General features: G+C 29.8%; 10 protein-coding genes. All 10 read right to left on the bottom strand.

Annotated elements, in window-relative coordinates; all coding sequences use genetic code 11:
• Position 1: 1 nt before the first annotated feature.
• On the bottom strand, positions 2 to 1,411 hold the full coding sequence (gene gatA / locus BN2409_RS06905) for an Asp-tRNA(Asn)/Glu-tRNA(Gln) amidotransferase subunit GatA (RefSeq protein ID WP_053955907.1): 1,410 nt from the start codon (positions 1,409 to 1,411) through the stop codon (positions 2 to 4).
• An 11-nt stretch (positions 1,412 to 1,422) separates the two neighbouring features.
• Complete coding sequence (gene gatC / locus BN2409_RS06900) at positions 1,423 to 1,695, bottom strand: Asp-tRNA(Asn)/Glu-tRNA(Gln) amidotransferase subunit GatC (protein WP_053955906.1); 273 nt, start codon at positions 1,693 to 1,695, stop codon at positions 1,423 to 1,425.
• Positions 1,696 to 2,109: 414 nt separating this feature from the next.
• On the bottom strand, positions 2,110 to 4,101 hold the full coding sequence (gene ligA, locus BN2409_RS06895; protein WP_053955905.1) for an NAD-dependent DNA ligase LigA: 1,992 nt from the start codon (positions 4,099 to 4,101) through the stop codon (positions 2,110 to 2,112).
• 14 nt (positions 4,102 to 4,115) lie between these two features.
• Positions 4,116 to 6,296: a DNA helicase PcrA gene (gene pcrA / locus BN2409_RS06890; protein ID WP_053955904.1), complete on the bottom strand. Its 2,181-nt coding sequence runs from the start codon at positions 6,294 to 6,296 to the stop codon at positions 4,116 to 4,118.
• Between the two features lie 195 nt (positions 6,297 to 6,491).
• Positions 6,492 to 7,148 carry a hypothetical protein gene (locus tag BN2409_RS06885; protein ID WP_053955903.1) on the bottom strand — a complete coding sequence of 219 codons (657 nt, stop codon included), beginning with the start codon at positions 7,146 to 7,148 and terminating at the stop codon, positions 6,492 to 6,494.
• Between the two features lie 82 nt (positions 7,149 to 7,230).
• A complete protein-coding gene (locus BN2409_RS06880; RefSeq protein WP_053955902.1) occupies positions 7,231 to 7,980 on the bottom strand; it encodes a hypothetical protein in 750 nt (249 codons plus the stop codon).
• Between the two features lie 145 nt (positions 7,981 to 8,125).
• Positions 8,126 to 9,901, bottom strand: coding sequence for a methyl-accepting chemotaxis protein (locus BN2409_RS06875; protein WP_053955901.1), 1,776 nt, complete (start codon positions 9,899 to 9,901; stop codon positions 8,126 to 8,128).
• 173 nt (positions 9,902 to 10,074) lie between these two features.
• Positions 10,075 to 10,989, bottom strand: coding sequence for a 2-thiouracil desulfurase family protein (locus tag BN2409_RS06870; RefSeq protein WP_053955900.1), 915 nt, complete (start codon positions 10,987 to 10,989; stop codon positions 10,075 to 10,077).
• A 4-nt stretch (positions 10,990 to 10,993) separates the two neighbouring features.
• Positions 10,994 to 11,902, bottom strand: a complete 909-nt coding sequence (uvsE, locus tag BN2409_RS06865; protein WP_053955899.1) for a UV DNA damage repair endonuclease UvsE — start codon at positions 11,900 to 11,902, stop codon at positions 10,994 to 10,996.
• A 236-nt stretch (positions 11,903 to 12,138) separates the two neighbouring features.
• Positions 12,139 to 13,044: a DnaJ C-terminal domain-containing protein gene (locus tag BN2409_RS06860; protein WP_053955898.1), complete on the bottom strand. Its 906-nt coding sequence runs from the start codon at positions 13,042 to 13,044 to the stop codon at positions 12,139 to 12,141.
• Positions 13,045 to 13,170: the final 126 nt, after the last annotated feature.

The raw sequence follows: 13,170 nt of genomic DNA, 5'->3' as shown, positions 1-13,170 counted from the left end.
ATCATCCCCTCCAATTAGGTCTTTTTTTATGATAATCATTAATTTGTTCAAAAGCATAGGCAATATTTAGAATCATCTTTTCATCCAATGCTTTTCCCATAATTTGAAGACCTATAAATAAGTTTTCTTGGCATCCGCAAGGAATAGAAATAGCAGGGATTCCTGCTAAATTTGCAGCTACTGTGTATGTATCTTGTATGTATCTATCTATAGTATGTTTTCCTATTTTAAATGGAAGATTAGGAGATGTAGGAGATATCACTGCATCAAACTTTTTAAAAGCTTCATTAAAATCCTTTTTGATTAAGGTTCTTACCTTTAATGCTCTTTCATAATATTGTTCATAAGCATCTTCTGTTAGAAAAAAAGTCCCTAATAAAATCTTTCTTTTTACTTCTTCTCCAAAACCCTCAGACCTTGTATCTACAAACAAATCACTAGATTCATCTTTTTGTACTCTAACTCCATAACGAATTCCATCAAATCTTGACAAATTGGAACTACATTCACTAGAAGATATAATTTCATATGTAGGCAGAGAATATTTTACATGGGGAATAGATACTTCTTCTACTATAGCTCCTAAGCTTTCAAGTTTTTTACATGCATCAAAAAAAGAATGTTTTACATACTCATCCATACTTTCATTTATATATTCTTTAATAATTCCTATTTTTGTTCCACTTATATCTTTTTTTAACTCCTTTGTATAATCTACTTTTTCACATTTTATAGAAGTACTATCCTTTGAATCATATCCTGCTATATGATTGAGTACAATAGCGCAATCCTTAACATCCTTTGTAATTGGTCCTATTTGATCTAGTGATGATCCATAAGCTATAAGTCCATATCTAGATACAAGTCCATAGGTAGGTTTTAGTCCTACTAATCCACAAAATGCTGATGGTTGTCGAATGGAACCTCCTGTATCTGCTCCTAAAGAAAAATAAGCTTGTGAAGATGCTACAGATGCTGCTGATCCTCCACTAGATCCTCCTGGAACATACTCTGTATTCCATGGATTTTTAGTAATTTGAAAACTAGAGTTTTCCGTAGAAGACCCTATTCCAAATTCATCCATATTTGTTTTCCCTATTAAAATACATCCATTTTCATAAAGTCTCTCTACAACAGTTGCATCATAAGGAGGGATAAAATTTTTAAGTATTTTAGATGCACAAGTAGTAGGAATATTCTTAGTACAAATATTATCCTTAATAGACATAGGAATTCCTGAAAGCTCTCCATCTTTGCTATCTAATTTTTCATTTACATAAAGATATGCTCCTATATGAGGATCCATTTCTTTCATCCTATTCATAGTAGTATTTAAAACATCTTCTTTACTTACTTCCTGTTTTTTAATTTTTTCTAAAACTTCATGCATAGTCAAATCATAAAGCTTCATAATCACCCCTCCTATTCTATCATCCTTGGCACCTGAAAATATCCATCATTTTTTTTAGGTGCATTCTTTAAAACTTCATCTTGCTTCATAGAAGGTAATATTTGATCTTCTCTATATACATTTTCTATATTCAAAACATGATAAGTAGGAGAAACTTCATCTACATTCACTTCTTTTAACCCATCTACAAAATCAATTGTTCTCCCAAAATCATCTATCATTTTTTCTTTTTCATATTCACTTAATTTGATTTTAGAAAGTTCAGCAATATGATCTATATTCATCCTCATTCTCCTTCCTAACATAAAAAATTCGCATATTCCTATCGGAATTGCTCATGACGCCAACGAAATTCTTTCATTTCATTCAGAATTTCCGTTGCTTAAAATTTGATGAAAATCTTTCTTTCTAAAATTATCCACAACTTATTCATTTATATAATTTCCTAAAGAATAAAACAAAACCAGCAAAAGCTGGTTTTTAACTATTATATATTTAAGCAAAGTCATAAAAATTAGGAACAATCATTAAGAATTTGTGAAAATATAGAATAAGTGAAAAAATGATTAGCATTACACTGTTTGAGCATAGCGAGTTTGTAATGCTATTTTTGACCTTTTCTATATATTTTCCAAATTTGAAAATTTAGTGAAGTTTTTTATGACTTTATTTATAAGCTCAATCAGCAAAAGCTGGCTTTATTTTATCATTTCTTCAAATGTATCTTCATCAATTACTTTTACTCCCAATTCATTTGCCTTCTCAAGCTTAGATCCAGCTTCACTTCCAGCTAAAACATAATCTGTTTTTTTACTTACACTTCCTGTTACTTTTCCACCTAACTTTTCTATCATTTCCTTTGCTTCATTTCTCTTATATTTTTGTAGAGTTCCCGTAAGTACAAAAGTCATTTTTTCAAATTTCTTTTCTACCTCTGTATCATCCTCTTTATACTTTTCCATATTGACGCCAGCTTTTTTAAGCTTTTCAATAATTTCCACATTACGATCTTCTTTGAAAAAAGCTACAATACTTTCTGCCATTTTATGTCCTATTTCAGGAATCACTACAATTTCTCCATAGCTTGCCTTCATTAAATTGTCCATGCTTATAAATGCATCTGAGAGTAGTGAAGCTGCTCTTATTCCTACAAGCTTTATTCCTAAGCCAAATATCACTCTATAAAGATCATTTTCTTTAGATTTTTTTATAGCATCTAATAAGTTTTGAACAGATTTTTCTCCCATTCTTTCTAAGTGAATTAAATCTTCTTTTTTTAGATTGTATAAATCTGCTGCATCTTCTATTAAATTATTTTCTAAAAGAACAGTCACAATAGACTCTCCTAGTCCATCAATATTCATAGCATCTCTTGATACAAAATGAATGAGACCTCGTCTAAGCTGTGCTGGACAAGCAGCGTTTACACATCTTGTCACTGCCTCTCCCTCAAGTCTTATAGTCTCTTCATGACAAGAAGGACAAATTTTGGGCATTTCAAAAGAAATTTCGTCTCCACTTCTATCCTCAACAATTACTCTAACAACCTCTGGGATCACATCTCCTGCCTTTTGAATCATTACATAATCTCCAATGCGAATATCCTTTTCTTTGATATAATCTTCATTATGTAATGTTGCACGACTAATAACTGATCCTGCTACTCTTACAGGAGTAAGCTCTGCCGTAGGAGTCAATGCTCCTGTTCTTCCTACTTGAACAGTAATATCTTCAATTTTTGTCTTTTTTTGTTCTGCTGGAAACTTATATGCAATCGCCCATCTTGGACTTTTGGATTTAAGACCTAGTTTTTCCCTTTGTCTTAAATCATTGACTTTTATCACAAGTCCATCAATATCAAAGGGTAGGCTACTTCTTTTTTCTTGCCACATTTCACAAGATTTTACTACTTCTTCTATATTTTTATACACCTTATACATAGACGTTTTAAATCCTAATTTCTTTAAATATTCAAAGCCTTCATCATGCTTTAAAATGTCATCATTATCCATAATTTGTATATTAAATACAAATATATCCAATCCTCTTTTAGCAGTAACCTTAGGATCAAGCTGTCTTAAAGAGCCTGCTGCTGCATTTCTTGGATTTGCAAAAATAGTTTCTCCTTTTTCTTCTTGCTTTTGATTTATTTTTACAAACTTTTCCCGGGGAATAAAAACTTCTCCTCTTACTTCTATATCTACTTCTTCTTTTAACTTTAGGGGAATAGATTTTACTGTTTTTAAATTATTTGTAATATCCTCTCCTATAACCCCATCTCCTCGAGTAGCTCCTTGAACAAATTTGCCTCTCTCATATTTTAAAGCTACAGACAATCCATCAATTTTAGGCTCTACTACATATTCTACTTCTTTCATAATGACTTTTTTTACTCTTTGATCAAAATCAATCAAATCTTTAGACTCATATGAATTATCAAGACTAAGCATTGGTACTGTATGTCTTACTTGATTAAAGGAAGATAGTGCTTCTCCCCCTACTCTCTTTGTAGGAGAATTATCCATAACAAGCTCAGGAAATTGTTCTTCTAGCTTGATAAGCTCATTCATCATCATATCATATTCATAATCTGTGATGGTAGGATGATCTAGTACATAATAGTTATAGTTATGTTCATTTAAGTTTTGTACCAAATCATATATTTTTTGATATACTTCATCTTTGTTCATAAAGTTTTTCCTCCTTATATAAGTGTAATAGGAGCAAACTCCATAATCAGTTTTTTAATTCCTGCGTTATCAAATGCAATGGTAAGTTCAGTTTGATCTGCTTTTTTACTAACAGATATAATGGTACCTACTCCAAATTTTCCATGATTGATCTTGCTTCCTGGTTTAGCTTCTCCTTTGCTTCCTTGTGGCTTTGGTTCTGTCTTTAAAGTAGCTCCTCTATAGATTCCCTTTGATGGAGCAAATGTTCTTTGATCTTGTTTTTTAATTGCTTCTCTATCCATATCTATCAAGTCTTCTGCAATTTCTTCAATAAATCTAGACATAGGATTATAGTTTGTTCTTCCGTATAAAGTTCTCATTTTTGCATGAGTTAAAAAAAGTGTCTCCTCTGCTCTTGTAATCCCCACATAGCAAAGTCTTCTTTCTTCTTCTAAATCATTTTCATCAGATTTTGCTCTTCCAATAGGAAATATTCCTTCTTCCATACCCACTAAGAATACAATAGGGAATTCCAGTCCCTTTGCACTATGAAGCGTCATCAAAACTACTGTATTTTCTTCATCTTCCATTTTATCTAAATCAGAAACTAGTGAAATATTAGATAAAAATTCTTCTAATGTCTTTTCCTCACTATTTCGATCAAAATCTATAGCTACAGATAAAAATTCTTGTAAGTTCTCCATTCTTCCTTGTGCTTCTACCGTTCCTTCTTTTTTAAGTTCTTCTAAATAACCTGATTCTTCTAATATTTTACCAATTAATTCTTCTATACTTAATTCTTCCTTTAATTGACCATATCTACTAATCAAAAGTACAAAATCTTTAATTCCAGCTATAATCCTTCGTGAAAATCCGTCTATCAGCTCATCATCTAATAATACACTAAATAAACTTTCTCCTGTTTGGTTTGCTTTTTCTTGGAGCTTTTCTATGGTTCGATCTCCGATTCCTCTTTTAGGTACATTGATGACTCTTTTTAAGCTTACATCATCTACAGGATTTTGAATAAGCCTTAAATACGCAATCATATCCTTTATTTCTTTTCGATCATAGAATTTTAATCCTCCATATATACGATAAGGAATAGAAGCTTTCATAAGCATATCTTCTATGACACGAGATTGAGCATTTGTTCTATACAAAATAGAAAAATCAGAATAATTTTTTTCTTCCCTATCCATCAGATCTTTAATTTGTTTCACGATAAACTGTGCTTCATCTTGTTCTGTCATAGCTCTATAATATTTTAATTTCTCACCTGACTCTTGAGATGTCCATAATACTTTATTTTTTCTACCTCTATTGTTTTTTATTACACTATTTGCAGCATCTAATATATTTTGAGTAGAACGATAATTTTGTTCTAACTTGATTACTGTAGCATTTTTAAATTCATCTTCAAAGTTTAGTATATTTCTTATGTCTGCCCCTCTCCAGCTATAAATAGACTGGTCATCATCTCCTACTACACAAAGATTTTGATGGATTTTTGCAAGCATAGAAACTAATTTATATTGAAGTTGATTGGTATCTTGGTACTCATCGACCATAATATATTGGAATTTATGTTGATAATAAGAAAGGGTTACTGGATCTTTTGTAAATAATTCTACTGTGTTAAAAATCAAATCATCAAAATCTAGAGCATTATTCTTTTTTAATTTTTTCTGATAAAGCTCATAGATTTGTCCTATTTTCTCCATTTGAAAATCTCCTGCATATAGCTTTCTAAACCTTTCAGGAGTCTCCATTCTATCTTTTGCCTCACTAATTCTACTTTGAACCATAGGCAATGGATAATTTTTATCATTAATATTTAATTCCTTATAGCATTCCTTTAAAACTACCTTTTGATCTGTTGTATCATAAATGACAAAATCACTAGTATATCCAATCCTGTCGATATCTCTTCTTAAAATCCTTACACAAGCTGCATGAAAGGTACTTACCCATATATTTGCTGGTTCTTTTAATAGGCTTTCTACTCTGTATTTCATTTCCTTTGCAGCTTTATTTGTAAAAGTAATGGCTAGTATATTTCCTGGATGCACTCCTATTTCTTCAATCAAATAAGCAATTCTATGGGTCAATACCCTAGTTTTTCCAGATCCTGCACCCGCTAATATAAGAAGTGGCCCTTCTGTTTTTAAAACTGCCTCTCTTTGTGGAGGATTTAACATGGATAGATCCATACTCTTACTCCTTTCTTTTGTAATTCTCATATAAAAATAATTTAGACTAGAAAATAGTATATCATATTTTCTAGTCTTTCCATAGCCTAATCGAACATTTGTTTTGCAATTGCAAGATTTCTATTTTTATAATGATTCTCTGACAAAATACAGCCTTATAGTGTGTTTACATCTTTATATAGTAAAAAATATATCTTAATTTTTATTCACATCAGTCATTTTAAATTTTCTTAAAACATACCTACCATCTTTCTTTTCAATTGTAGCTTCAACCGTTTCAATGGCATCTAACTTTTCTTTCCCAAACATATCTACATCTTCTATTACTTGTCTTCCTTGTACAATATATTTGTTATTTCCAATAGATTTAATTTTGTCTAATTTAAAAAAGCTGATATCTCCATAATCTCCATCAGGTCTATAGTATTTTCCATCTTTATATTCATAACACTCTTTATCCTTAAATCCATGTTCAATTTCCATATCAAAATATAAATATGCTAGTTGCTCTATATCTTCTTTTTTTCCTATATAGAATAAATTTGTATATTCTACATTAGGTGAACACGTCCTGTATAAATAATATTCAACAAGGAAATCTCTTATATTTTCCTTTGAAAAATTGCCATTTCTATCTGTTACCAATGATGTACCTGTACTAAAAATATTTATAAATTCTTCTATTTTTTCTAATTCAGCTTGTGTAAATTGATGTTTACAATTCAATGATTCCCTGATAAAACATAAAGGAACAATTATCTTTTCTGAGTTTAAAATTGCCTCTGCATTTATAGTTAAATTAAAACACGTCAATATAAAAATTAACACCAATAAAACAATTCTCTGTTTCATCTTTTTTATCTCCCTGCTAATGCAATAGTATGTTATACTGTCTTGATGCAAATTTGAGTTTCTACAATTTTTTATCACTCTTTTATTCCTCTTTGTTGAATTCCCAAGAAAATCTATAATAGCCTTTTGTATCGCTCCCCTCTGCAATCAACTTATATATTCTATTTTTTTCTATACTAATAGTCGTAACTCCCCTTTTATTTGTTTTAAATGTTTCTATAGGCTCTCCATTATATTCATATACTCCTAATATCAGCTCACCTTTTTTTACCTTTGAATCATAATGAATCTCTAAAATACCATTTTCTCCAAACCATATTTCTTTTACTTCTTTTCCCGAAAAATCTTTATATTCATCTTTAAAGGAATTTTCTTCTCGAATCACTCCAAACTCTATATTCTCTTCAGATTTTATTTTTTCTTTATCAACCATATAAATAGCAGTAACCAATATAGTGATCATGATCCATACGCTAATCACTTTATAGAACAAATTTTTATTCATCGTACTATTTTCATTTGATATGTTTATGGAATGTTCTACGGAAAATTTATTTTCTTTAGGAAAATGTTGTTTAATTGTTCTTATGACCACATAAGTCATAAATCCTATATGTTTAGGAACAAATATAACTATAGCAAGCCATACAAATTTATTCATACTATACTTTGGAGCATCTTCATATACATAAAAAATCACAAAAATGAAGAAAGCTAAGCGAGCCCATACAATTATAGTACTAATCACCATGATGGAATTGGATATAGTATAAAAGTTGTTTATGTTGAGTATTGTTTGCATCCATGTCTGAAAAGCATCTTGAATTTCCATAATGAATCCCCTTTTGATTTTCTCTATTTGAAATAAAATTTTGAAACTCTATAGATAGGTTATCATATTTTGAATAATATGGAAACTTCTGTTTGAAAATATGCTTTAAAAATCTACTTTGATCCATCATTATATTCTACATTTTTCAAATCTTAAAAGTAGATACTATTTCTTTTAAATCTTGTATTTCTTTTATATTATCTTTTGCACCATCAGTTATTTCTTTTGTATGATTTGCAATAGTAGCAGCCTGTTCATTGATAGAGCCTATGGTTTCTGCTCCTTCTGAAACCTTTACTGCAACTTCATTGGTAGATTTAGAAACTTCCATCATAGATGCACTTAATTCTTCTGATGTAGCACTTAAATCTGTCATAAATCCATTTAGATTTTTAGCATCTTCATCATATTGTACTCCTGCTCTTACTAATTCTTCATACTCACGAAGAACTTTTTTATCAATAAAATCTAAAATATTCTTTGAATGATCTACTAAGCCATCTACTGACCCAATACTTACGTCTACTATTTGTTGTATAGATTTTACAGTATGAGCTGTATGCTCTGATAATTCTCTTATTTCATTCGCAACTACAGAAAATCCCCTTCCAGCCTCACCTGCTCTTGCTGCTTCTATATTGGCATTGAGGGCAAGTAGATTGGTTTGTTCTGCAATTTTACTAATTTCATCAGATAATATATAAATTTGTTTTACTTTTTGAGCTTCCTTTATAGCTTCTGTTAACGCTTCCTTTGTTTCTGTATAAATTGTATTTGTTTCTTCTTTAACATTTATAGTATGTTGCGTCATATGATTTGCTCTTTTACTTACATCATTTGAAAGAGTAGCTCCTTGTTCTGCCATTTGTGCAATAGAATCAATAGCTTTTTCTATCTCTTCCACAGCGGAACTAATTTGCTGTGCTGCTGCTGAGGAATCTTCCATATAACTTGTAATAGATTCTGTAGCCATTCGTGTTTCATCTGTTTGTCCTTCTAAGATGGTCGCTATTTTTTGTGTTTTTTCTCCATTGTATACCAATATCTGGCAAGATGAATTTACTTTATTTACAAAATTCTTTACTTGATTGAGCATTTCATTCATACTATTTGCCAACTGTCCAATTTCATCTTTGGTTTGAACATGAATTTCTTTTATTTGTATGTTTCCATATTCATCTTTACTAATATTTTTTATAATTTGAAGGATTGGATTGGCTATTTTACCACTCAAGAATAAAGCAATACCTGAAGTAATCACAATAGATAGAATTATAAATATCCCTGTAAAAATAATTTTCTCTTTTAAAAGTTTCTCTTGTTCTGTAATTCTTTCTTGAACAATCCTATCAATATCATCAATATAATTTCCAGTACTTACAATCCACTTCCAAGGGGCAAATAGTTCTGAATATGTTCTTTTTTCAGATAATTTTCCCGTTCCTACCTCCTCTGGTTTTTCCCACATAAACTCTGTATATCCTTTATCTTTTACAGCTTGAATAATATTTTGTATTAAAAAGGTTCCTTTAGGGTCTTGAATATTGATTCTATTATCTCCTTCTTGACCTTCAATCATTGGATGAGCAATTAATATTCCATTTGTATCATCTATCCAAAAGTATCCATCATTTCCATACCGTAATTTTTTTACAAGGGATTTTCCCAACTCTTTTGCTTCTTCTTCACTCATCTTTCCAGACTCATACTGATCATATGCATATTCTAATGAACCAATCGCTGTATGTACTTCATTTTTAATCATTCCATCATAATCATTTAATAGATTTTTCTTAAATATATTAATTTCATTTTGATGATCAATTTTCATATTCATTAAATTATATCCACCTAAGATTCCAGAAAGAATCAAACAAGTCATTACAATAGCTATAGATATTTTATACTTTATTTTCTTCATCTAAATTCCCCCTTATTCCATCTACTATAGTTCGTTTCAGAATTCTAAAACTCTCACAAATACTACATTTTGCTTTATTGAAATGGATAATTGATTCCCATTTTTTGGTATATATACAATATTAGCATGGTGGAACAACACAATAGAGAAAAAAGTCCTTAATACAGAACTTTTTATAACCTTCTATGTAATATAGGAGAGGAACCAAATACATAATTATTTTGGAATGATTCTTTTTCCATTAACATAAGCTCTTTTGCAATTTGTGTCATTCCTCTTAAAGTTGTAGGTTCTTTTATAAATTCAAGCTCTTTTCCTAACTTTCTTTTATAATGAATATAATTTTTCCAAAGCATTTGTTTTATTTTGGCTACTGTAGAAGGTTTTCTTAAAATATTTAAAATTTCTTCTCTTTTTTTCTCTATAAACTCTACATTCCATTCGTCAAAGTTAGCAAGCTCTTTTCCTATTTGCCTAGCATTTTTCTCATCAATCTCTTGGCATAAAAACTTCATAGTATGCCACATTCCATAGACTTGTTTTTTATTTTGAATAGATAAATTCTTAAGCCATACAAATGCATAAAGTCTTCTGAGCCAATCCCATGCTTTGATAGGACTTTGAAGATCTAACCCTGGAATTAAAAATATTTTTTCCTTTAGCAATAAAGACCCAAAAACTCCAGGCGGTGTACCTAATCTTTTATTTTTAAGAGTAGTCCTATAAATTCCACAAGAAGGACTTCCTTCCATAAAAATAAAAGCATCCATTTTTGCATCTTCTAAAATATCCATAGATCTACTAGAACCTTTTTTTAATCTTTCTGTTAAATCTTCTCCTTTACTACTTATAACTTTTGCAGCTCCACTCCATACATCCTCTCCACTACCTTTTACAATTTTTATTGCATTTCTAGGAGTTCCCAGTCCTGCCATACATTCAGGACATACAGGCATAAAGGAAAAATTATTTATATTTCTTCCTAAATATTTTACCATATCTATTCCTTTTTGATTGTATCTTACTCTACATCCATATATGCAAGCACTTATTCCTATTGAAATCTTATTCTTTAAAATGGTTTCCATATACTTACCTCCTATCCATAAAAAATTTTTCTTTTATTTGAAGTACAGCTCTCTCTTTTTCTTTTGCTTCTATCATTAAGTCCACATCTACATTTTTTATCAAATTGCTAAATGATAAAAAATCACTTTCTAAAATATAATCATGATGACGCCGATCTGTGATTCCTTCTCTTCCACTACTAATATGCATTTTAGGAATCAAATTTGTATTTTTCCATGTAGATATAATTTCATCTATAGGTACATGGGGATCTTTTTGATGACAATGATGATGATGAATATCTAATACAACAGGAATATTTATTTTTTTATAAATTTTTAAAACATCTTGGATGGTATAGGACTTATCATCATTTTCCAGTCTTAATGTTTTTTTCAATTCCTTGTCTAAGTTTTCATAATTTTTTATAAATCTATCTATAGAAGCTTCCTTCTCTCCATAAACCCCACCTGTATGAATAATTAAATCTGCACCTCCCATTTTTGTTAAAACCTCTTGATGATATCTTAAATGAATGATACTATTATGTACTACTTCCTCTTTTGGACTATTTAAAACAGTAAATTGATCTGGATGCATAGAAAGGCGAATATTTTCTTTTATAACTATTTTTTTGATTTCCTCTAATCCTTCTAAAATGTTATCATCCTGCTGCCATCTCCACGAAAAATCTTTTAATAAATCTTTATGCGTTACTAATGGTAAAAGAGTACTCGTTACTCTATACAGATATATATCATGTTCTATATTCCATTTTAAAATATCTTTTGTTAAACTTAAATTATTCATCATTGCTTTTTTTTTTTTTAAATAATCTATTCCATATTTATAAACAGAGGCAATCCTACATTCCTTAAATCCCCTAGGCTTTAGATGAGTATTAATACAAGCATAACCTATGTTTTTTATCATATTCTCACTTCTTTTCTATAAAAATTCCCTTATTTTTATACCCCATAATATATCTTCAAATCAATAAACATATTATATTTCATTTTAAAAACCAATACTCTTTGTTTCTATTATTGTATCTATGTTAGAAATAAATACCATTATTCAATCAATTATTCATGAAAAAACTTTTCATTCCAATATAAATAAAGCCTATTCATAGATGTTTTTTCTATCAATAGGCTTATTTATTCATATTAACCTCTTGGTTGAAATGAAGAAACTTCTCTTAATCTATTATATAACTCTATCTCTTCTTTCGTTAAAATAGGTGGATTTACAATACGTATCTTTATATATAAATCTCCCATATTTCCTTTTAGATCCTTATATCCCTTTTTAGAAATTTTTATTTTTCCATCTGGTTGCATATTTGCAGGAATCTTTACTTTTATTTTTCCTGTAAGCGTAGGTACTATAACCTCTTCTCCAAAAGCTGCCCCCCAAGGTGTAAGATCAATAGTTGTATAAAGATCTAATCCTTTTAATTCAAAATCTTTAGACTCTATTATATGAACCTTTAAATACAAATCCCCTCCATTTTTTCCCTGACCTTTTAACTTAATTTTCTTTCCAGGTAAAATTCCCGACGGAACTTTTACAGAAACACTTTTTTTCTGAGAACCCATTTTGATAGAAATATTTTTTGTAATTCCACAATAAGCATCTTCTAGTGTAATATCTATTTTAGTTTCCACATCTTGTCCTTTTGATGAGCAGCCGCCACAACCTCTTTGACTAAATCCCCCAAACAAATTATCCATATGAACATTTCCACCACCAAAAATAGTATTGAAAAAGTCACTGAAATCTCCTCTATTACTGGACGCGAATCCTCCAAAACCAAACTGTGATGGATCAAAATTGGAACCATGCTCAAAATTATATCCACTTCCAAATTGATCATATTTTTTTCTTTTCTCTTCATCTCCTAAAACTTCATAAGCTTCATTGATAGATTTGAATTTCTCCTCTGCTTCTTTGTTATTGGGATTGGCGTCAGGATGATATTTTTTAGCGAGCTTTCTATAGGTACTTTTTATTTCTCCTTGTGATGCTTCTTTTTCTACTCCTAATATTTGATAATAATCTTTGTACTCCATATTTCATCCTCCTAAGACTATATTCTAAGCTACTATTTATAATAGATTTTTTATTATAATTATTGACCTTCTTTGTTTTTAATAATAGATAAAGTATATACAAAAATCAATATTTTATCAAAAAAT

This window comes from Inediibacterium massiliense, from assembly GCF_001282725.1.
GTDB classification, from domain to species: domain Bacteria; phylum Bacillota; class Clostridia; order Peptostreptococcales; family Thermotaleaceae; genus Anaerophilus; species Anaerophilus massiliensis.
The sequence above is the reverse complement of the archived record's forward strand: the minus strand, read 5'-3'. Positions and strand labels throughout refer to the sequence as shown.